22 protein-coding genes, 2 tRNA genes and 1 pseudogene are annotated in these 20,598 nt (G+C 71.2%); 20 read left to right on the top strand and 5 right to left on the bottom strand.

Annotated features, from left to right (window positions below; translation table 11 throughout):
- Positions 1-2 precede the first annotated feature (2 nt).
- From mimD to AB4880_RS17325, 10 genes are all read left to right on the top strand, one after another.
- Positions 3-338, top strand: a complete 336-nt coding sequence (gene mimD, locus AB4880_RS17370) for a propane 2-monooxygenase effector subunit MimD (RefSeq protein ID WP_367920499.1) — start codon at positions 3-5, stop codon at positions 336-338.
- Positions 339-434: 96 nt separating this feature from the next.
- Positions 435-1,478, top strand: coding sequence for an amidohydrolase family protein (locus tag AB4880_RS17365; RefSeq protein WP_367920480.1), 1,044 nt, complete (start codon positions 435-437; stop codon positions 1,476-1,478).
- Positions 1,475-2,218, top strand: a complete 744-nt coding sequence (locus tag AB4880_RS17360; RefSeq protein WP_367920479.1) for an iron-sulfur cluster assembly protein — start codon at positions 1,475-1,477, stop codon at positions 2,216-2,218. Before AB4880_RS17365 ends, AB4880_RS17360 begins: the two co-directional genes overlap by 4 nt.
- Positions 2,215-3,240, top strand: a complete 1,026-nt coding sequence (locus AB4880_RS17355) for an NAD(P)-dependent alcohol dehydrogenase (RefSeq protein WP_367920478.1) — start codon at positions 2,215-2,217, stop codon at positions 3,238-3,240. The genes AB4880_RS17360 and AB4880_RS17355 overlap by 4 nt, the downstream gene beginning before the upstream one ends.
- 57 nt (positions 3,241-3,297) lie before the next feature.
- Complete coding sequence (groL, locus tag AB4880_RS17350; RefSeq protein WP_367920477.1) at positions 3,298-4,947, top strand: chaperonin GroEL; 1,650 nt, start codon at positions 3,298-3,300, stop codon at positions 4,945-4,947.
- An 80-nt stretch (positions 4,948-5,027) separates the two neighbouring features.
- Positions 5,028-5,249 carry a hypothetical protein gene (locus AB4880_RS17345; RefSeq protein ID WP_367920476.1) on the top strand — a complete coding sequence of 74 codons (222 nt, stop codon included), beginning with the start codon at positions 5,028-5,030 and terminating at the stop codon, positions 5,247-5,249.
- A gap of 62 nt (positions 5,250-5,311) precedes the next feature.
- Positions 5,312-6,040, top strand: coding sequence for a metal-dependent transcriptional regulator (locus tag AB4880_RS17340; RefSeq protein ID WP_367920475.1), 729 nt, complete (start codon positions 5,312-5,314; stop codon positions 6,038-6,040).
- Positions 6,037-6,294: a FeoA family protein gene (locus AB4880_RS17335; RefSeq protein ID WP_367920474.1), complete on the top strand. Its 258-nt coding sequence runs from the start codon at positions 6,037-6,039 to the stop codon at positions 6,292-6,294. Before AB4880_RS17340 ends, AB4880_RS17335 begins: the two co-directional genes overlap by 4 nt.
- Positions 6,284-7,072: a FeoB small GTPase domain-containing protein gene (locus AB4880_RS17330; protein WP_367920473.1), complete on the top strand. Its 789-nt coding sequence runs from the start codon at positions 6,284-6,286 to the stop codon at positions 7,070-7,072. The genes AB4880_RS17335 and AB4880_RS17330 overlap by 11 nt, the downstream gene beginning before the upstream one ends.
- Entirely contained in the window at positions 7,072-8,484 is a 1,413-nt protein-coding gene (locus AB4880_RS17325) for a nucleoside recognition domain-containing protein (protein WP_367920472.1), read from the top strand. Before AB4880_RS17330 ends, AB4880_RS17325 begins: the two co-directional genes overlap by 1 nt.
- 67 nt (positions 8,485-8,551) lie before the next feature.
- Here the strand turns inward: AB4880_RS17325 and AB4880_RS17320 are convergent.
- Positions 8,552-8,624 (bottom strand) — tRNA-Arg (locus tag AB4880_RS17320).
- 223 nt (positions 8,625-8,847) lie between these two features.
- Between AB4880_RS17320 and AB4880_RS17315 the strand changes: the two genes are divergently transcribed.
- Both AB4880_RS17315 and AB4880_RS17310 read left to right on the top strand, forming a co-directional pair.
- Positions 8,848-10,215 (top strand): LCP family protein, encoded by a 1,368-nt coding sequence (locus tag AB4880_RS17315; RefSeq protein WP_367920471.1) that lies wholly within the window; start codon positions 8,848-8,850, stop codon positions 10,213-10,215.
- Entirely contained in the window at positions 10,212-10,391 is a 180-nt protein-coding gene (locus tag AB4880_RS17310) for a hypothetical protein (protein ID WP_367920470.1), read from the top strand. The genes AB4880_RS17315 and AB4880_RS17310 overlap by 4 nt, the downstream gene beginning before the upstream one ends.
- Before the next feature lie 34 nt (positions 10,392-10,425).
- Here AB4880_RS17310 and AB4880_RS17305 read toward each other — a convergent pair whose 3' ends face one another.
- The 3 genes from AB4880_RS17305 to AB4880_RS17295 form a co-directional block, all read right to left on the bottom strand.
- A complete protein-coding gene (locus tag AB4880_RS17305) occupies positions 10,426-10,779 on the bottom strand; it encodes an MscL family protein (protein WP_367920469.1) in 354 nt (117 codons plus the stop codon).
- Between the two features lie 75 nt (positions 10,780-10,854).
- The gene (locus AB4880_RS17300; protein ID WP_367920468.1) at positions 10,855-11,508 is read right to left on the bottom strand and encodes an SAF domain-containing protein; all 654 of its coding nucleotides are present in this window, start codon (positions 11,506-11,508) and stop codon (positions 10,855-10,857) included.
- 71 nt (positions 11,509-11,579) lie between these two features.
- The gene (locus AB4880_RS17295) at positions 11,580-11,906 is read right to left on the bottom strand and encodes an FmdB family zinc ribbon protein (protein WP_367920467.1); all 327 of its coding nucleotides are present in this window, start codon (positions 11,904-11,906) and stop codon (positions 11,580-11,582) included.
- A 102-nt stretch (positions 11,907-12,008) separates the two neighbouring features.
- On the opposite strand from AB4880_RS17295, the gene AB4880_RS17290 reads away from it, so the two are divergent.
- Entirely contained in the window at positions 12,009-14,645 is a 2,637-nt protein-coding gene (locus tag AB4880_RS17290) for a penicillin acylase family protein (protein WP_367920466.1), read from the top strand.
- On the opposite strand, the gene AB4880_RS17285 is transcribed toward AB4880_RS17290, so the two are convergent.
- Complete coding sequence (locus tag AB4880_RS17285) at positions 14,635-15,231, bottom strand: 5-formyltetrahydrofolate cyclo-ligase (RefSeq protein WP_367920465.1); 597 nt, start codon at positions 15,229-15,231, stop codon at positions 14,635-14,637. The genes AB4880_RS17290 and AB4880_RS17285 overlap by 11 nt on opposite strands.
- 29 nt (positions 15,232-15,260) lie before the next feature.
- On the opposite strand from AB4880_RS17285, the pseudogene AB4880_RS17280 reads away from it, so the two are divergent.
- From AB4880_RS17280 to AB4880_RS17250, 7 genes and pseudogenes are all read left to right on the top strand, one after another.
- Positions 15,261-16,646 (top strand): annotated as a pseudogene (locus tag AB4880_RS17280) (UTP--glucose-1-phosphate uridylyltransferase); the annotation flags it as partial.
- 76 nt (positions 16,647-16,722) lie between these two features.
- Positions 16,723-17,895 (top strand): molybdopterin molybdotransferase MoeA, encoded by a 1,173-nt coding sequence (locus tag AB4880_RS17275; protein ID WP_367920464.1) that lies wholly within the window; start codon positions 16,723-16,725, stop codon positions 17,893-17,895.
- Between the two features lie 16 nt (positions 17,896-17,911).
- Positions 17,912-18,385: a cyclic pyranopterin monophosphate synthase MoaC gene (moaC, locus tag AB4880_RS17270; protein ID WP_367920463.1), complete on the top strand. Its 474-nt coding sequence runs from the start codon at positions 17,912-17,914 to the stop codon at positions 18,383-18,385.
- Positions 18,382-18,867, top strand: coding sequence for a MogA/MoaB family molybdenum cofactor biosynthesis protein (locus AB4880_RS17265; RefSeq protein WP_367920462.1), 486 nt, complete (start codon positions 18,382-18,384; stop codon positions 18,865-18,867). Before moaC ends, AB4880_RS17265 begins: the two co-directional genes overlap by 4 nt.
- On the top strand, positions 18,864-19,487 hold the full coding sequence (locus tag AB4880_RS17260) for a GNAT family N-acetyltransferase (RefSeq protein WP_367920461.1): 624 nt from the start codon (positions 18,864-18,866) through the stop codon (positions 19,485-19,487). Before AB4880_RS17265 ends, AB4880_RS17260 begins: the two co-directional genes overlap by 4 nt.
- Positions 19,488-19,591: 104 nt before the next feature.
- Positions 19,592-20,455, top strand: coding sequence for a divisome protein SepX/GlpR (gene sepX / locus AB4880_RS17255; RefSeq protein WP_367920460.1), 864 nt, complete (start codon positions 19,592-19,594; stop codon positions 20,453-20,455).
- A 69-nt stretch (positions 20,456-20,524) separates the two neighbouring features.
- Positions 20,525-20,597: transfer RNA gene (locus tag AB4880_RS17250), tRNA-Ala, on the top strand.
- Position 20,598 lies beyond the last annotated feature (1 nt).

Genomic DNA, 20,598 nt, shown 5'->3' with positions numbered 1-20,598 from the left:
CCATGCAATTCGGATCCGCCACGGAGTTCTCCAACATGTGTGGCGTCACCCTGATGAACACCCCGATCGGCCGCGTCGTCGCGGAGGTGATGGGCACCAAGGAGGGCGTCGAGCTCACCGAGTACCCGTCGATGATCCGGGTCGACGGAGTCCGGCTCCTCGAGTTCGACTACGACGAGCTCACCGACGCCCTCGGCGTCGAGTTCGACGGATCGGTCTTCGAGGAGATCAGCTCCACCCACTACGGCCGGATGGTCCACCTGGACGACAAGACGATGTTGTTCGCCAGCCCGGAGGACGCCGCCGAGTACATCGGGTTCGACCTCACCGCGAGCTGAGCCACCCCGAGCGTCCCGTCCGGGGCCCGGGTCTGTGGCCCCGGGCGGGACCCCCGAACAGACCACGAAGAACCAGAAGTCGAAGCGAGGCAGGACATGTACAGCAAGGACGGCGAGGACTACTACGTCTGCGATGCCCACATCCACCTGTGGGACGGGCGCGAGTCCAATCTCAAGAACGTGCACGGCAAGCAGTTCATCGACTGCTTCTACGACTACCACAAGAACCTCAGCCCGGAGGAGCGGGTGTGGGACTACGACACCTACACCTACTACGGCGCCGACCGGCTGATGAAGGACGTCTTCGAGGACGGCTACGCCGACCACGCCATCTTCCAGGCCACGCTGCTCACCGACTTCTACAAGAACGGCTTCGGGCAGACCGAGGAGGCGTTCGCGCTGACTCGGGCCAACGCGGACCGGCTCACCTACAACCACGCGTACGACCCGCGTCACGGCGAGGCCGGTCTCGAGCAGCTGCGCCGCGATGCCGACCGGATGCAGCTGAAGGGCGTCAAGCTCTACACCGCCGAGTGGCACGGCGACTCCCGCGGCTACAAGCTCGACGACCCGTGGTCGCGCCGCTACCTGGAGGAGTGCCTCGAGCTCGGCATCACCAACATCCACGTCCACAAGGGCCCGACGATCCGGCCGCTCGACCGCGACGCCTTCGACGTCGCCGACATCGACAAGGTGGCCACCGACTACCTGGACCTCAACTTCATCGTCGAGCACGTCGGCCTGCCGCGGCTGGAGGACTTCTGCTGGATCGCGACCCAGGAGTCGAACGTGTACGGCGGCCTCGCGGTCGCGATGCCGTTCATCCACACGCGGCCGCGCTACTTCGCGCAGATCATCGGCGAGCTCCTCTACTGGATCGGCGAGGACAAGATCCTGTTCGCCAGCGACTACGCGCTGTGGACGCCCGGCTGGCTGGTCGAGAAGTTCGTGGACTTCCAGATCCCGGAGGACATGACGGAGTACGCGCCGATCACCGTCGAGCAGAAGAAGAAGATCCTGGGGCTCAACGCCGCGGCGCTCTACGACCTCGAGGTCCCCGAGGCGCTGCGCATCCCGACCTCCGCGGCGGACGCCGGCGTCGAGGTGGCCGCCGGGGCGAGGGAAGCCGTGCGCTCATGACCGTCCTCACCTCGCCGGTCACGACCTTGCTGGAGGCCGCGATCGTGGCGGCGCTGGACACCGTGGTGGACCCCGAGCTGGACGAGCCGATCACCGACCTGGGGTTCGTCCGCTCGATCGCCATCGACGACGTCGGCGTGACGGTGCACCTCAGGCTCCCGACGTCCTTCTGCTCGCCGAACTTCGCGTATCTGATGGCCTCCGACGCCGTCGACGCGCTCCGCGCGGTCGAGGACGTCGGCCAGGTCCGGGTCCTGCTCGACGACCACCACGACTCGGACAAGATCAACGCCGGCCTGGCGGCCGACGCGGGCTACCGGGGGACCTTCGGGGTGGAGGCGGAGGACAGCCTCGACGAGCTCCGGCTGACCTTCCAGCGGAAGGCACACGCCGCCGCGATGGAACGCTGCGTCGAGCAGCAGCTGAAGCGGACCGGACTCGCCTTGTCCGACGTCTATCGACTCCGCCTCCGGAACCTGCCCGCCGGCCGCGACAAGGAGGCGCTGCTGCGCCGACGCGCCGCCCTCGGCCTGAGCATCGGGCTGGACGAGCCGGTGTTCGTCGACGAGCACGGCACACCCGTGCCTCCCGACGAGGTTTCGATGCGGCTGCGCTTCGCGAAGTCGGTGCGGATCTCCATCGAGGGCAACGGCCATTTCTGCCGCGGGCTGCTGGCGACCCGCTATGCGGACGGCGAGTCCCTCTCCACCCACATCACCAACACCAGGAGTGCGTCATGAAGGCAGTGCAGGTCGTCGGCTACCACACCAAGCTGCAGCTGACCGAGATCCCCGAGCCGGGGATCTCCGGCCCGCTCGACGTCATCATCAGGATCGGCGGCGCCGGCGTGTGCCGCACCGACCTCCACGTGTTGGAGGGCCAGTGGGAGGCGAAGACGGGCGTCGGCCTGCCGTACACGATCGGGCACGAGAACGCGGGGTGGGTGCACGCGATCGGAGCCGCGGTCACCAACGTCGCGGTGGGTGACAAGGTCATCGTGCACCCGCTGATCACGTGCGGACTCTGCCGAGCCTGCCGGTTCGGTGACGACGTCCACTGCGAGAACAGCAGGTTCCCGGGCATCGACACCGACGGCGGCTACGCCGACTACCTGCTCACCAGCGCCCGCAGCGTCGTCAAGATCGACGACAGCCTCGAGCCCGCCGACGTCGCCGCGCTGGCGGACGCCGGCCTGACGGCGTACCACGCGGTCGCGAAGGTGGCGCGTGCGACGCGGCCCGGCGACGTGTGCGTGATGATCGGCGCCGGGGGTCTCGGCCACATCGGCATCCAGGTGATGAAGGCGATCTCGGCCGCCACGCTCGTGGTCGTCGACCGCAACCAGGCGGCGCTCGACCTCGCCCAGGAGATCGGCGCGGACGTCACCGTGCTCGCCGACGGCGACCAGGTCGCGAAGGTCCTCGAGCTCACCGGGGGCCACGGCGCCGAGGCGGTCGTCGACTTCGTCGGCGAGAACGGCACGACGGCCCAGGGAGTGGCGATGCTGCGCCGGGCCGGCAACTACTACGTCGTGGGGTACGGCGAGAACATCGACGTCCCGACGATCGACGTCATCTCCACGGAGATCAACTTCATCGGCAACCTGGTCGGCTCCTACAACGACCTCCAGGAGCTGATGGCCCTCGCGGCGGACGGCAGCGTCACCCTCCACACCACGAAGTACGACCTCGAGGACTTCCAGCGTGCGCTCGACGACCTCGACAACGGCTTGGTCCGGGGTCGGGCGATCCTCGTCCCCTGACCGCACCTCGCATCCCATCAACAGACCGATCAGAAGACACGTGAAGGGTTGTCAGACATGGCAAAGGAACTGCGATTCAACGAAGAGGCGCGTCGACTCCTCGAGCACGGCGTGAACTCACTGGCCGACGCGGTCAAGGTCACGCTCGGCCCCAAGGGACGCAATGCGGTCCTGGAGAAGCTCACCGGACCGCCGACCATCACCAACGACGGCGTGACGATCGCGCGCGAGATCCAGCTCCGCGAGCCCTTCGCCAACATGGGCGCCCAGCTGGTCAAGGAAGTCGCGATGAAGACCAACGGCGCCGTCGGTGACGGTACGACGACCGCCACCGTCCTGGCCCAGGCGATGGTCCGCGAGGGCATGCGCGCGGTCGAGGCGGGCGCCAACCCGATGCGGCTGCGCCGGGGCATCGAGCGCACGATCCCGGTGGTGGTCGAGGCGCTGCGCAAGCAGGCCGTCGAGGTCGCCGGCGCACGCGAGCTCGAGCACGTCGCGACGCTGGCCGCCAGCGACGACGAGACCATCGGCAAGGTGATCGCCGAGGCGGTCAACCGGGTCGGGAAGTCCGGCATCGTGACCACCGAGGAGTCCGACGGACTGGGCATGTCGGTCGACGTCGTCGACGGCATCGAGTTCGACCACGGCTACATCTCCGGCTACATGGTCACCGACCACGAGCGGATGGAGGCGGTCCACGAGAACCCGCTCATCCTGCTCACCAACAAGAAGATCGACCAGGTGCAGGACATCATGCCGGCGATCGAGGTGGCCAAGCGGGCCGATCGCCCGCTGGTCGTGCTGGCCGAGGACGTGGACGGTCCTGCGCTGCAGCTGCTGGTCGGCGGCAACATGCACCACACGATGGCCTCGGTGGTCGTCCGGGCACCCGGGTTCGGGCACCGCCGCGTCGCGGAGCTGCAGGACCTCGCCATCGCCCTGGGTGGCCACGTGATCGCCAAGGACACGGGCGTCGAGCTGTCCGAGGTCACGCTCGAGCACCTGGGCTCGTGCGACCGGATCACCGTCACCGAGGGCAGCACGACGATCGTCGGCGCGCACGGCGACGCGAGCCTGGTGGAGGCGCGGATCAAGCAGCTCGAGACGCAGCTCGAGCGCGCCCGGATCGATGCGGACCAGGACAGCCTGCAGCTGCGCATCGCCCGCCTGACCGGACGCGTCGCCGTGATCTGGGTCGGCGGTGCGACGAGCGTCGAGCTGCGGGAGCGGATGCTCCGCGTCGAGGACGCTCTCGCCGCCACCCGGGCGGCGCTGGAGGAGGGTCTCGTCTCCGGCGGCGGCACCGCCCTGGCTCAGGCGCGCCGGGCGCTGAACCGGGTCGAGCTCACCGGCGACGACGCGATCGGGCGCGACGTGGTGGGGCGCGCCCTCGCGGAGCCGCTGCGCTGGATCGCCATCAACGCCGGCTACGAGGGCGACGAGGTCGTCGACGTCGTGACGACCCTTCCGCTCGGGCACGGCTTCAACGCGCTGACCGGCAAGTACGGCGACATGTTCGACGAGGGCGTGATGGATCCGTTCAAGGTGACCCGCGCGGCCCTGGAGAGCGCGGCGTCCATCGCGGCGCTGCTGCTGACGACCGAGACGGCCGTGGTCGAGGAGGTCATGGGCAACCCCGGCGCGATCATCGCGCCCGGCTTCGGTGATCTCGCCGAAGGCATGGTCCGGCCCTCGAACATCTACTGAGCGCACTGCCGCTCCGCAGGTCGCCCGCCGTGCCGTGAGGTCGCGGTGGGCGGCCTGTGGGCATGAGAAGGAGAAGCATCATGACCGCGACCGATCTCGGCACCTTCCTGCTGGTGGAGGGTGCCCTCGTGACCGGACTGTGCCTCGCCAGGATCATCTGTCTTCGGCTGGTCGCCCTGGACGCGGCGCCCGCGCCGGTCAGGTCCTGGATCGAACGAGGCACCCGCCTCGTCCCCGCCGTCCTCGCCCTCGCGGTGGCCACGGTGGTGGTCGGGGCCGTGATCCGGATCGTCGCCTCCTGAGCCGAGGCGCCGGTTCTCACATTGAGACAGAGACGCGAGTTCGACGGCTCTAATTTCGGCCCATGAGCACAGCAAGCGCACTCTGGGAAGGCGATCCGTGCTGCGCGATCGACCTGACCGAGCCGGTCGAGGACTACCTCAAGGCGATCTTCGCGCTGACCTCCGAGGGGCTCCCGGCCAGCACCTCGGGCATCGCCGGTCATCTCGGGGTGACCCCGTCGTCCGCGTCGACGATGGTGACCCGGCTGCGACGGGCGGGCCTGGTGGACCAGGTCGCGTGGGGTCAGGTCCACCTGAGCAGCCACGGGATGGCCCATGCGCGCAGCATCGTCCGCCGGCACCGGCTGGTCGAGACCTTCCTGCACCGGCAGCTGGGTCTCGGGTGGGACGAGATCCACCGTGAGGCCGAGGTCCTCGAGCACGGACTCAGTGAGCGGGTGACCGACCTGATCGACGAGCTGCTGGGACACCCACGGCGAGATCCGCACGGGGACCCGATCCCGGCGAAGGACGGACCGCACGACGAGTCCGGCGACGAGCCGCTGAGCGCCGTACCCGTGGGCTGCTCGTTCGTCGTGGGCAGGGTCAGTGACCGCGACAGCGGGGTCCTGCGCCGGCTCGAGGACCTCGGTGTCGGGCCCGGCTCGACCTTGCGCGTCGAGGGCTCGCCGGAGCGTCGTGGCCGAACCGTCCGCGCCGACGGCTCGTCGGCCGTGCTGGACGACGAACTGGTCGACGCCATTCGCGGCGCCGTCGTCTCCGGCACGCATCCCGGTGAGGTGCGGCGATGAGGCTCGACGAGCTCCGCCCGCCGATGGACGCCGTCGTGATCGGCCTCGACGCCGTCGGTGCGGAGCGCCGACGGCTGATGGACCTCGGCATCCTGCCCGGCTGTGCGGTCCGCGCGGAGCGGGTCAGCCCGCTCGGCGACCCGACGGCGTACGTCGTGCGGGGCGGCCTGGTCGCCTTGCGTCGGTCGCAGGCCGAGAAGGTCGTGGTCGGGCTCAGGACGCCCGAGTCCGGAGGGCCGAACGGTGAGTGCTGACGCATGCGGCTCCTGCGCGGTCGCCAATCTCGCGAACCTGCAGCGACTGGGACTCCAGGTCGAGCAGGGCGAGGTCGTCGTCGCGCTGACCGGCAACCCCAACACCGGCAAGAGCACGGTCTTCAACATGCTGACCGGCCTGCGCCAGCACGTCGGCAACTGGCCCGGCACGACCGTCACCCGCGCCGAGGGGGCCTACCGGTCCGGAGGAGCGGTCCACCGCGTCGTCGACCTGCCCGGCACCTACTCGCTGCTGTCCACGTCGAGCGACGAGGACGCCGCACGCGACTTCCTCCTCTTCGGCGACCCCGACGTCACGGTCGTCGTCGTGGACGCCACGCGGCTCGAGCGCAACCTGAACCTGGTGCTCCAGGTCCTGCAGATCACCGACCGCGTCGTGGTGGCGCTGAACATGATGGACGAGGCCGCGCGGCACGGCGTCCGGCTCGACGTACGTCATCTCGAGCGTGAGCTCGAGGTGCCGGTGGTCCCCATGTCCGCGCGCAGGGGAGAGGGTGTCTCCGAGCTGCTCGAGGCGATCGCGTCGACGGCGGCGGGTACGACGGTCGGCCGGTCGCGTCCGCTCAGGCTCCCGGCATCGGTGGCAGCGGCCGTGGACCTGCTCGCGGGACGCCTCGCGATGGAGTTCGCGGGCCTGAGCAACGTCCGGTGGGTGGCCCTGCGACTGCTCGAAGGCGACGCGAGCATCACCGACGCCCTCGTCGACGGCCGCCTCGGAGACCTGGATGCGGCCATGCGTTGCCGGAAGGCGAGCTGATGGAGGCACACGCGCTCCTCGCCGACGTGGACCGACTGCGCGCCGACCTGCCGCCCGGCTTCGCGGACGACCTGGTGGTGGCGATCTACGACGAGGCCGAGGCGATCGCCCGCGCGAGCGTCGACACCGACGGCCTGCCCGCGCGGCTGGTCTGGGACCAGCGGTTGGATCGCCTGCTCACGCACCGGGTCGGGGGCTTCGTCGCGATGGGCGTGCTCTTCTATCTCGTCTTCTGGTTCACCATCGCCGGCGCCGCGCTGCCCTCGGACCTGCTGTTCGAGGTGCTGGTGGAGCACGGCCATCCGGCGATCAGGTCGGTCTTCGAGGGCGCCGGGAGCCCCGCGTGGCTGACCGGCGTCCTCGTCGACGGCGTCTACCTCGGGGTGGCGTGGGTGGTGGCGGTCATGTTGCCGCCGATGGCGATCTTCTTCCCGCTCTTCACGCTCCTGGAGGACCTCGGCTACCTGCCTCGGGTGGCGTTCAACCTGGACCGCCTCTTCGCAGGGGCCGGAGCGCACGGCAAGCAGGCGCTGACGATGATGATGGGCTTCGGCTGCAATGCCGCCGGGGTCACCGCGACCCGCATCATCGACAGTCCACGCGAGCGCCTGATCGCGATCATCACCAACAACTTCAGCATCTGCAACGGGCGCTGGCCGACCCTGATCCTGATGGGCACCATCTTCCTCGGCACCCTCGTGCCGGCCCCGTTGGCGGGCGCCGTGGCCGCCGCCAGCGTGGTCCTCGTCGCCTGCCTCGGGATCGTCGTCTCCTTCGTGGTCGCGTCGGTGCTCTCGCGCACGGTGCTGCGCGGCGAGACGTCGGTCTACACGCTGGAGCTGCCGCCGTACCGCCGGCCCCAGGTGTGGCGCACGATCTACACGAGCGTCGTCGACCGCACCCTGAAGGTCCTGACCAGGGCGCTGGTGATGGCGGCGCCGGCCGGAGCCGTCATCTGGTCGATCAGCAACGTGCGGATCGGTGGCAGCAGCCTCGCCGCGCACCTGGCGGCGGCGCTGGATCCGGTCGGGGTCGTCATGGGGCTCAACGGCATCATCCTGCTGGCGTACGTCGTCGCGATCCCCGCCAACGAGATCATCATCCCCACCATCTTGATGCTCACCGTCAGCCTCGGAGCGGGGGCGCATGCGCAGGCCGGCGTGATGATGGACCTCTCGACCGCGCAGGCCGGAGCCGTGCTCGTCGGCGTCGGTGGGTGGACGGTGCTGACCGGCGTCAACCTGATGCTCTTCACGCTGCTCCACCATCCGTGCAGCACGACGGTCCTGACCATCGGCAGGGAGACGCGCAGCCTGAAGTGGACCGCCGTCGCCACCGTGCTCCCGCTGGCGCTGGGCTTCCTGGTGACCGCCGGAACGACGGGCGCGGCTCGCCTCTTCGGGGTGGCCTGAGCCTCGCGGTGCGTAGACCGCGCCGGTCAGCAGCCGTCCGGCTCGCTGACCCGCGTCTTCGCTTCGGTGCCCCAGGCAAGAGTCGAACTTGCGACCTTTCGCTTAGGAGGCGGCTGCTCTATCCACTGAGCTACTGGGGCGTTGGCCCCATCTTGTCAGGTACGTCGGGCCCGGCGTGCAGCGGATTGGGTCAGCGGCCACCGCCGAGAGACAATGTGGGGAACGCCACCGTGTCCCTGCTTGTCGGGGTCCGTACGGTGGGCGTGGCGCCAGCCGGCGTCGATCGGCCGCTGACTGACTCGGCAGCGCAGTCGAGGAGCAGAGACCAGATCCGCCGCGCGCGGCCACACGACCAGGTGATTCATGACGCAGGACGTAGAGACCAGGAGTGCCGACGGCACCCCTCGTGCGCCCGGTGGTGCCCGTCGTGTGGCGACCTCGCGAGCCAACCGCGACGCGCGCCGGCCCAAGGGACGGCGTTCCGGGGGCGGTCGGCGCAAGGCGCCGCAGCCCGGCAAGACCGTCTTCAAGGTGATCGCGGCGAGCCTGCTCTCCCTGGCGCTGGCGACCGGTGTCGGCGTCGTGCTGATCTACAACAACTGGAACGGCAACCTCAAGCGCGAGGACGTCACCCAGCTGCTGTCCAACCGGCCCACCAAGGAGAAGGTGGCCGGGCCGAGCGAGCCGATGAACATCCTGGTGATGGGCTCCGACACCCGCGCCGGCAAGGGCAACGGCATCGACGGGGAGGCCGGGGGCGGTCTGTCCGACACGACGATCCTGTTCCACCTCTCGGCCGACCGGAAGTTCGCCTACGGCATCTCGATCCCGCGTGACACCGCGGTGATGCGGCCGCAGTGCAAGGGCAAGAACGGCAAGGTCATCCCGGCCGCGACGGGCTACGAGAAGTGGAACGCCGCCTACGCCTACGGCGGTCCGTCCTGCACGATCCAGCAGTTCGAGCAGCTCTCGAAGGTCCGCATCGACCACTACGTCGTCGTCGACTTCAACCAGTTCCGCGACATGGTCAACGCGCTCGGCGGCGTGGAGGTCTGCATTCCCGAGCCGATCGACGACAACCAGCACAACATCCACCTCAAGGCCGGCACTCGTGAGATCAAGGGCAACGAGGCGCTGACCTACGTCCGCGCCCGCTACCGGATCGGCGACGGCACCGACACCAACCGCACCCGCCGCCAGCAGGCGTTCATCGGCTCGATGATCAGCAAGGCGCTCTCCGCCGGCATGCTGGCCCGCCCCGACCACCTGATCGGGTTCATGAACGCCGCGACGTCGTCGCTGCAGACCGACTTCAAGTCGATCGCCCAGATGGCCAACCTCGCGGTCACCGCGCGCGGCATCGGCGCCGACAACATCAAGTTTGTGACCACCCCGTGGGCCTACTCCGACAAGGTCAGCGGCGGCATCGAGTGGACGCCCGAGGTGCTCCGCCTGTGGCAGCTGGTCCGCAACGACAAGCCGCTGACGCCGCAGTTCCTCAAGGACGCGCTCAGCGCGGGCGACAAGCCCGACGGTACGCCGGCCGCGGGCTCGAGTGGCGCCACCGGCTCGGCGAGCGGCAACCCGTCGAACACGCCCTCCCACACGCCGTCCGGCTCCGCCACCGGCAACCCGTCCGGCGGCGCCACCACCGGCACGCCCGGCCAGACCCCGTCCACCGGCGGCGGTCTCTCCTCCGCGGGCCGCGAGAGCGCCGGGCTCTGCACGTGAGCACCGGCCCCGAGCCGGACTGGAAGCGCAGGCGCCGGCTGGCGGAGATCTTCGGCGACGTGCTGCCGGAGACCACCTCCGACGAGCGCGACGCCGACACGACGTCGGAGAAGAAGAGCGAGTCGGCGTCCGAGCGCTGGCTGAAATCACAGGTGCCGCCCCACCACGGAGGGTGAGGCGGCACCGGTCGGCTGGTCTCCCAGCCGGGGCTCAGTGGCTCGCGGCGAGCGAGTCGCGGATCTGGGTGAGGAGCTCGACCTCGGTCGGGCCCGACGCGTCGGCGGGGAAGAAGCGCTCCTTCGCCTTGGTGTAGGGCAGCACGACGAGGAAGTAGACGACCGCGGCGAGGATCACGAAGGCGATCACCGCGTTGACGAAGGGCGCGACGTCGACGCCGCCGATCAGCATCTTGCCGATCTCCTTGGCGCCGCCCGCCTTGCCGACGTACGCGACGAGCATGTCGGTGAAGGTCTTCACGACCGTGCCGAAGGCACCGCCGATGATGAAGGCGACCGCGAGGTCGACCAGGTTCCCCTGCAGCAGGAACTTCTTGAAGCCGGACATTTCTCTCTCCTCTTTCCCGAGACGAGTGGTGGTGAGGCATTCGATCTGGAGGCTCGGCCTCGCTGGCCAGTAGAACTAACTGCGACTCCACGTATAAGTCACGTATTTCGCCACCGACGCGCCGCTGACGTGATACAGGTCGCCTGAGCGTAGGCCGAGCACGACCAGGCGGCCAGCAAGCGCGCCGTCGCTCGCTCCCATTCCCGCCGGCGGTACGGCGAGCACCACCGCGCCGCTCGCGAGCGGCTCGCTGGTGCCGTGCTGCGGGTCGGCGCCGATCAGGTCGATCCGGTCGCCGGGGGAGAGCAGGGCCACCTGGCCGGCGTCCGAGAGCCGCACCGGTGCGACGACCGTGCCGGCCGGCTGGGTCGTCCCGAGGCCGCGGCCGACCAGGCGGACATCGGTCACCGGCTCGCCCGCGCGCAGTGGCGCGGCCAGGATCCCCCCGAGGGGAGGCCTCGCCGCGGCGCCGGCCGGCACCAGCCCGGGCGGGACGCGGGCGACGGTCAGGTCGCCCGGACCCAGGGCCTGCCCGGCGGGCAGGTCGTGCGCGGCGACGAGCAGCGCCGCCGTGGGTGGCGCGGGCGGCGCGAGGGTGCGCATCGCGAGGGCGGCCGCCCCGGCGAGGAGGAGGGCGGCGATCAGCCGGCGGCGGCGCAGCAGCCGACGTCGTAGCTGCTGGCGGGCGTCGGCGAGGCGACGCGCGAGGGTGCGGTCCCGAGAATCCATGCCCGCGACGCTAGGCCGGATCCACGCCGGCTGCCGGCGTCATCCACAGGGGCGGGGATCAGGCGGGAGGATCAGGCGGGGGAGGCGGCCGCGCCGGTGCTCGACGAGCTGCTCGACGAGCTGCTGGACGACGAGGACGACGCGCTCGACGCGCTCGACGAGGACGAGGAGTCGGACGAGCTCGACGAGGACGAGGCCGCCGGCGAGGACGCCGTGCTGCTCGAGCGGCTGTCGGTCTTGTAGAAGCCCGAGCCCTTGAAGACCACGCCGACCGAGTTGAACAGCTTGCGCAGCTTGCCGGTGCACTCGGGGCAGGTGGTCAGCGCATCGTCGCTGAAGCTCTGGAACTGCTCGAAGGCGTGTCCGCACTCGGTGCACTGGTACTGGTAGGTGGGCATCGTCGTTCTCCCGCGGCGCTCGGGGTGCCTCGGCTGGCACTCTCGACTATCGAGTGCCAATGCTACGTCACGACCCCAGCAACCGGCACAATGGCGACCACCATGGTGGAGGCAGCAGCGACCGGCCCGGAGGCCGGCACGAAGAGGGGGCCCCGGCCGTGGCCGCGGACGCTGCGCTGGGCGGTGGGCATCGGCGTCCTGCTCGTCCTGGCGCTGATCGCGGGCCTGACCGCGTCGGTGATCGTCGTCCGGCAGTCCTGGCCGCAGACGTCCGGCACGCTGCGGCTGAGCGCGCTCGAGGGCTCGGTCCAGGTGATCCGCGACAGCTCGGGCATCCCGCAGATCTACGCCGACACCACCCACGACCTGATGCTGGCCCAGGGCTTCGTGGCCGCGCAGGACCGCTTCTTCGAGATGGACGTACGGCGCCACGCGACCGCCGGCCGGCTCTCGGAGATGTTCGGCAAGGCCGGCCTCGAGAGCGACCTCGTCGTCCGCACCCTCGGCTGGCGCCAGATCGCCGAGGAGGAGCTGCCGCTGCTCAGCCCGGCGACCCGCAGCGCGCTCGACGCCTACGCCGAAGGCGTCAACGCCTACCTCGAGGGCCGCTCGCCGGGCGACATGTCGCTGGAGTACGCGCTGCTCGGCCTCACCGGCCTCGACTACAAGCCCGAGAAGTGGACCGCCGTCGACTCCATCGCCTGGCTCAAGGCGATGGCGTGGGACCTGCGCGGCAACCTCGACGAGGAGATCGGCCGCGCGCTGAGCGCCGCCGTCGTCGGCCCGCAGCGGGCGGGCGACCTCTACCCGGCCTACCCCTTCGGCCAGCACCCGCCGATCGTCCAGCAGGGCGGCGTCCGGGCCGGACGGTTCGACCAGAACGCCTCCGGCGCCCCCGCGGGCCTGGCCCGCCCGCCGCTCGACCAGCCGGACGCCGTCCGCGTGCTCGACGAGGTGCGTGCGGTCGTCGACGCGATGCCGCCGCTGCTCGGCCGCGGCGACGGCATCGGCAGCAACGCCTGGGTCGTCGACGGCAAGCACACCGACTCGGGGGCGCCGATCCTCGCCAACGACCCCCACCTCGGCGTCTCCCTGCCGGGGGTGTGGACCCAGGTCGGGCTCCACTGCCGCGAGCTCTCCGCCCAGTGCCCCTACGACGTCGCGGGCTTCAGCTTCTCCGGCGTCCCCGGCGTCGTCATCGGCCACAACCGCGACATCGCCTGGGGCCTGACCAACCTCGGCCCCGACGTCACCGACCTCTACGTCGAGCGGGTGACCGGCGACGACTGGGAGTTCGACGGCCAGCGGCTGCCGCTGACCCTGCGCCCGGAGACGATCAAGGTCCGTGACGGCAAGGACGTCGACATCGTCGTCCGCTCCACCACTCACGGGCCGCTGCTCTCCGACATCGCCCGCTACGCCGATCAGGACGGCGTCGACCTCACCGACGACGGGGTCGTCGACCAGGTCCACCAGCTCGGCTCGGCGGGGCTCGACGACGGGGCCACCGAGCATGCCGTGTCGCTGGCCTGGACCGCGCTCACCCCGCACCCGACCGCCGACGCGCTGCTCGCTCTCGACCGGGCGACCGACTGGGCGTCCTTCCGCTCGGCGCTCTCCGACTTCGCGGCGCCCGGCCAGAACGTCGTCTACGCCGACACCGACGGCCACATCGGCTACCAGGCCACCGGCCTGGTCCCGATCCGGCGCGCGGGCAACGACGGCCGGCTGCCGGCCGCGGGCTGGCGCCGCGACACCGACTGGACCGGCAGGTTCATCCCCTACGACGAGCTGCCCAACGTCCTCGACCCCGCGTCAGGGATCATCGCCACCGCCAACCAGGCGGTGATCGACCCGAGCCGCTACGCGCCGTACCTCACCTCCGACTGGGACCAGGGCTACCGCTCCGACCGGATCGGCAAGCTGCTCGCCGCCGACGACGCGCTCAGCGCCGACGCGATGAGGGCGATCCAGCTCGACGACCGCAGTGCGATCGGCGAGCTGCTGACGCCGTACCTGCTCGAGGTGAAGCTGCCGCGCGGCTACTACTCCGACGGCCAGAAGCTGCTGCGGTCCTGGAACTACCAGCAGGACGCCGACAGCGCGGCCGCCGCCTACTTCAACGCGGTCTGGCGCGAGGTGCTGCACCGGACCTTCGCCGACGAGCTGCCGAAGGGGCTGCAGCCCGACGGCAGCGACCGCTGGTTCACGGTCATGGCCAAGCTGCTGCCGCGCGCCCGCGCCGGGTGGTGGGACGACATCAACACCGACGACAAGGTCGAGCGCCGGACCGACATCCTGCGCGAGGCGATGATCGCGGCGCGCGACGACCTCACCGCCCTCGAGTCACCCGACACCGACGAGTGGAGCTGGGGCGGCATCCACCAGCTCGAGCTGCGCTCGTCGACGCTGGGGGAGTCCGGCATCGGGATCGTGGAGTGGCTGTTCAACCGCGGCGGCTGGGACGTCGGCGGCGGCGGCTCGCTCGTCAACGCGACCGCCTGGGACGCGCGCGACGGCTACGACGTGGTGACCGCGCCGTCGATGCGGATGGTCGTGCCGATGGACGATCTCGACGCGTCGCGCTGGATCAACCTGACCGGTGTCTCCGGCCACGCCTTCAACCCCCACTACACCGACCAGACCGACCTCTGGGCGCGCGGCGACTACCTGCCGTGGGTGTTCTCGGAGAAGGCGGTGCGCAAGGCGGGCGAGGACGTCTTGACCCTCAAGCCGTGAGCCGGACGACGCCCCCGGGCGTCGCCGCCGCGGTGACCGGGCGGTCGTGCGGCTCGGCCGGCACGTCGGCGAGCAGCTCGTCGTCGTAGAGCAGGACACAGGTGAACGTCCCGACCGGCACCCGCGCCAGCGCCCGGTCGTAGGAGCCGCCGCCGCGGCCCAGCCGCAGCCCGGCGCGGGAGGCGGCCAGCCCCGGCACCAGGACGACGTCGGCAGTCGCCACCGCAGCCACGCCGAGCGGCGTGCTCAGTGGCTCGAGCAGCCCGCGGCGGGCGGGCGCGAGCGAGGTCGGCCCGTGGTAGACGGCCCAGTCGAGGTCGTTGTCGGGCAGCAGCACGGGCAGGATCACCCGCTTGCCCGCGTCGACCAGCCGGTCGAGCAGGTCGGTGGTGCCGGGCTCGGTGCCGACGGAGACGTAGGCCGCGACAGTCGCGGCGCGCCGTACCTCGTCGGTGGCCAGGACGTGATCGGCGATCGCTCGGGCCGCCGTGCCGACCTCGGGGAGGGGGCGCCGGCGGCGGGCCGTGAGGAGCTGGTCGCGGACCGCGGTCTTGGCCGCTCCTTGGCACGGATGTGTACCTGTCACGGTGCCAGCCTACGATCGGAGGTATGGGTATGAGTGGTCGCAGTGGTGGCCTGGAGAAGGCGCGGGCGAAGATGCTCGACGCGGGTGTCGACCCCGTCGCGGTCGAGACGTTCGCGCACTACTACCGGCTGCTCGAGCACGGTGAGACCGGCATGGTGCCCGAGTCGACGATCAAGCCGGTCGACATCGAGAGCCTCGCCGACGTCGAGGTGGCCGACGACGTGGCGGCCGAGGCGATCAGCAAGACGGTCGCGATCAAGCTCAACGGCGGGCTCGGCACCTCGATGGGCATGGAGCGCGCGAAGTCGCTGCTGTGCGTGCGCCGCGGGCTGTCCTTCCTCGACATCATCGCCCGGCAGGCGCTGCACCTGCGCGCGAAGTACGACGCGCGGCTGCCGCTGATCTTCATGAACTCCTTCCGCACCTCCGCCGACACGCTGCACGCGCTGGGCCGCTACGACGAGCTCGCGGTCGACGGGCTGCCGCTGGAGTTCCTGCAGAACAAGGAGCCCAAGCTCCTCACCAGCGACCTGACCCCGGCCAGCTGGCCCAAGGACCCCGACCTCGAGTGGTGTCCGCCCGGTCACGGCGACATCTACACCGCGCTGCGCGGCACCGGTCTGCTCGACCGGCTGATCGAGCAGGGCTACCGCTACGTCTTCGTCTCCAACTCCGACAACCTCGGCGCGGTCCCCGACCCGCGGGTGGCGGGCTGGTTCGCGTCGACCGGCGCTCCGTTCGCGATCGAGGCGGTCCGCCGTACGGCGTCGGACAAGAAGGGCGGCCACTTCGCGCGGCGCAAGGCCGACGGCCGGATCGTGCTGCGCGAGACCGCGCAGACGCTGCCCGACGACCTGGCCGCGCTCGCCGACCTCGACCGCCACCGGTTCACCTCGACGAACAACCTGTGGTTCGACCTGCAGGCGATGAAGCGCAAGCTCGACGAGCGCGAGGGCATCCTCGGCCTGCCGCTGATCCGCAACGTCAAGCACCTCGACCCGGCCGACCCCACGTCGCCAGAGGTGGTGCAGATCGAGACCGCGATGGGCGCCGCGATCGAGGTCTTCGAGAACGCTCGGCTGATCGAGGTCGGCCGCGACCGGTTCATCCCGGTCAAGACCACCAACGACCTGCTGGTGCTGCGCTCCGACGTCTACGAGATCGGAGCCGACTTCGCGCTGACGCAGGTCGCGGCCGACCTGCCCTACGTCGAGCTCGACGCCGACCACTACAAGTTGGTCGGCGAGTTCGACAAGCGGTTCCCCGAGGGCGCTCCGTCGCTGGCGAAGGCCGCGTCGCTCAAGGTCGACGGCGACTGGACGTTCGGCCACGGCGTACAGGTCGTCGGCGCGGTCGAGCTCGCGTCCAAGGGCGCCCAGCGCGTCGCCCCCGGCGAGGTCCTCGGTGCTGATCGGGCTGCGCGCGACTCCGACGGCGAAGCGGGCAGCAAGCTGCCGGGGGCCGTCTCCCGCCGCGTCAGCCAAGGCTCGGATGACTGACGCCGGCTCGGTCTCCGCGCATCGCGCGCGGGTCGTGGCCGGGGTCGAGCCGCTGGCGCCTGTCTCGGTGCCGCTCGCCGCGGCGCTGGGGCGCCGCCTGGCGACGGAGGTCGTGGCGACCCTGTCGGTGCCGCCCTTCGACCACGCGGCGATGGACGGCTTCGCGGTCCGCGCGGCCGACGTGGCTTCGCTGCCCGTCTCGTTGCCGGTCGCGGGGGTCGTCGCGGCGGGCGACCCGGTCGCCGTACTGGAGGCGGGGACGGCGATCCGGATCATGACCGGCGCGCCCGTGCCGCCCGGTGCCGACCTGGTGGTGCCCTTCGAGTGGACGTCGGGCCACGACCCGGTCGAGGTGCTGAAGAGCGCCGACTCGGGGCGGCACATCCGGTTCGAGGGCGAGGACGTGCGCGCCGGGGAGGTCGCGCTGGCGGCGGGCTCGTTGCTCGGGGCCGCGCAGATCGGGCTGCTCGTGTCGGTGGGCGTTGCCATGGTCGAGGTGCGGCCGCGGCCGCGGCTCGGCGTGATCTCGACCGGCGCCGAACTGGTGGAGGGGCATGTCCCCGACAGCAACACCGCGACCTTGCTCGCCGCCGGACGCGAGCTCGGCGCCGACGTCGAGGCCTTCGGCCCGGCCCCGGACGACGTCCCCCGGTTCCTGGAGGTGCTGCGCGCGGCGGCCGAGCGCTGCGACGTCGTGGTGACGACCGGCGGGATCTCGGCCGGCGACCACGACGTGGTGAAGGCGGCGCTGCGCGACGACCCGGCGTTCTGGTTCGGGCCGGTGGCGATGAAGCCGGGTCGGCCGCAGGGCTGCGGGTCCGTGGTGACCAGCGACGGACGGCGGGTGCCGGTCGTGACGCTGCCGGGGACGCCGATCGCGGCGTACGCCGCGTTCCTGCTGTTCGTGCGCGAGGTGCTGGCCGTGCTGGAGGGCGACCCGGCGGGCGCCGTGATGCGGCGGGCTCGGCTGGGTGCGCCCGTCGAGGCGCGGGACCGCACCGTGGTGCTGCCCGGCGTGTACGACGAGAATGACCACGTCGTCCCCCTGCCCGGCCACGCCGGGCACTCCCAGCGACTGCTCGCGCAGGCCGAGGTGCTGCTCGTGGTGCCGCCGGTGCGGCAGGCGCTGGAGACCGGGACCGACATCGAAGTGCTCGTGCTGTGAACCCGAAGGAGATCTGATGGCAGCCGACCGGTTGACCCACGTCGACGAGACAGGGGCCGCGCGGATGGTCGACGTCTCCGAGAAGGACGTGACGCACCGGGTCGCCACCGCGTCTGGGCGGGTGCTCGTGTCGGCCGAGGTGGTCGCGCTGCTGCGCGGCGAGGGCGTGCCGAAGGGCGACGCGCTCGCCGTCGCGCGGATCGCCGGGATCATGGGCGCCAAGCAGACGCCGGCGCTGATCCCGCTGTGCCACCCGCTGTCGATCTCCGGCGTCAAGGTCGACCTGTCGGTCGCCGACGACGCCGTCGAGATCGCCGCGACCGTGAAGACCACCGACCGCACCGGCGTCGAGATGGAGGCGCTGACCGCGGTGTCGGTGGCGGCGCTCACCGTCGTCGACATGGTGAAGGCTGTCGACAAGGGCGCGGTAATCACCGACGTGCGGGTCGAGACCAAGTCGGGCGGCAAGTCGGGGGACTGGAAGCGATGAGCGGCACCGGCCTCCCGGCCGTGGTCGTCGTGGCCTCGAACCGCGCCGCGGCGGGTGTCTACGACGACACGACCGGCCCGCTGATCGTCGCCGCCCTGGCGGAGTGGGGGTTCGAGGTGCCGCCGCCCGTCGTGTGCCCGGACGGCGAGCCGGTGGGTGCCGCGATCGCGTCGGCCGTCGCGTCCGGCGCGCGCGTCGTACTGACCACCGGCGGCACCGGACTCACCCCGACCGACCTGACGCCCGAGGTGACCCGGCCGCTGCTCGACCGCGAGGTCCCCGGCCTGGCCGAGGCGATCCGCGCGGCGGGCGTGGCGAAGGGCGTGCCGACCGCCGTACTGTCGCGGGGGCTGGCGGGCGTCGCCGGCCGGACCCTCATCGTCAACCTGCCCGGCTCGCGCGGCGGGGTGAAGGACGCGCTGGCCGTGCTGGAGTCGGTCGTCGGGCACGCCGTCGAGCAGATCGTCGGGAGCGACCATTGATCGTCGGCGTCCCCGGTCGTGCGTGGCCGAACGAGCTGATCTCGGGCACCGATCCGGTCGTCCGGCTGCGCCCGATCGCGCGCAGCGACGCGAAGGCCTGGCGCTCGGCGAGGCGCCGCAATGCGGTGTGGCTGGCCCGCTGGGACGCGACCGCCCCGCCCGGCGCGGACGCCCGGCCGACCTCCTTCCGGGCACTGGTGAAGCGGCTGCAGAAGGCGGCGCGGCGCGGGACGACGTACCCCTTCGTGGTGGAGGTCGACGGCGTCTTCGCCGGGCAGGTGAGCGTCAACAACATCGTGCGCGGGTCGGCGCAGTTCGCGTCGGTGGGGTACTGGATCGACCAGGAGTTCGCGGGGCGCGGCGTGATCCCGCGGGCGGTGGCGATGGTGATCGACCACTGCTTCTTCGTCGCGGGGCTGCACCGGATCGAGATCTGCATCCGGCCGGAGAACTCGAACTCGCTGCGGGTGGTGGAGAAGCTGCGGATCCGCGAGATCGGCTATGCGCCGCGGTTCCTGCACATCGACGGCGACTGGCGCGACCACCGGATCTTCGCGATCACCAAGGAGGAGGCGCCGCGCGGCGTGCTGGCGCGCCTCGAGGAGGACCCCCCGTCCTAGGCGCCTGGTCCTTCCGGGTGAGATCACACAGGTCACAGCAAACAATCTGTGACACACCGATGGACATGCGCCTCACCGTGAGGTACCCCTCCTAACCTCTGGTTGTGGACCTGAGCTCGCTGATCTTCGTCGCCTTGTTCGTGGCGTGGGCGGTCTACCTCGTGCCGAAGGCGCTGCGCCACCACGAGGAGGACGCCGTCAGCCGCTCGGTCGACGGCTTCTCCGACCGGCTGCGCGTGCTCGCCCGGCGCGAGGCGGTCTCGTCCACCGAGGCCGAGCTGGTCGCGCCCGGTGCGCCGGCTCGCTCGTCCGAGAAGCCTGCTGCGGAGCCGACCGAGGAGGTGTCCGCGGCGCCCACCCCTGCGCCGCGCGCGTCCTCTCGGCGTGGTGCCTCCGCCGCTGCTCGTCGGCGCCGGGTGCTGTCGGTGCTGGTGCTGGCCAATGCCGTGGCCGGCTCTCTCGCCGCCGGCGCCGTGACGTCGGCGTGGTGGATCGCTGCGCCCGCGTCGCTGCTCGTGGCGTGGCTGGTCGCCTGCCGGCTGATGGTGCGCCGGGAGCGGGCCGCTCGTGCCGCGGCGGCGCGGCGGCGTCGTCGTACGTCGGCCGATGAGGTGCTCGAGGCGGAGGCCGATGAGGCGGTCGTCGAGCCGGAGGTGGCGGCGGCCGAGGTCGGCGCCGACCTCGCCGACCTCGCCGACGACGACACCGGCGAGATCCCGGCCGTCAGCGCCGAGCTGCTCGAGGAGTCCGCCGTCGACGGCTGGGCGCCCGTGTCCGTCCCGCTGCCGACGTACGTCGCGAAGGCGCCCGCCGGCCGCACCGTCCGCACCATCGACCTGGACTCCACCGGCGTCTGGAGCTCCGGCCGCAACGACGCCGACTCCCAGCTCGCCCGCGAGGCCGACGCCCAGCGCGCCTCGTCGGCCGCCGCCGACGACGACGCCCAGGAGCGCCGTACGGGATCGTGAGGCGGGAGCCGGGAAGCCCCTCCCGATTCGGTACGTCCGACGACGGGGTGCTACCGTTTCACCTCGCTTGGGGGTGTGGCGCAGTTGGTAGCGCGTCTCGTTCGCAATGAGAAGGTCAGGGGTTCGAATCCCCTCACCTCCAC

The sequence above is a fragment of the Nocardioides ginsengisoli genome, assembly GCF_039537225.1.
In the GTDB taxonomy this organism is placed as follows: domain Bacteria; phylum Actinomycetota; class Actinomycetes; order Propionibacteriales; family Nocardioidaceae; genus Nocardioides; species Nocardioides ginsengisoli.
Note: the sequence above shows the minus strand (reverse complement) of the source record. Positions and strands in the feature narration are given on the sequence as shown.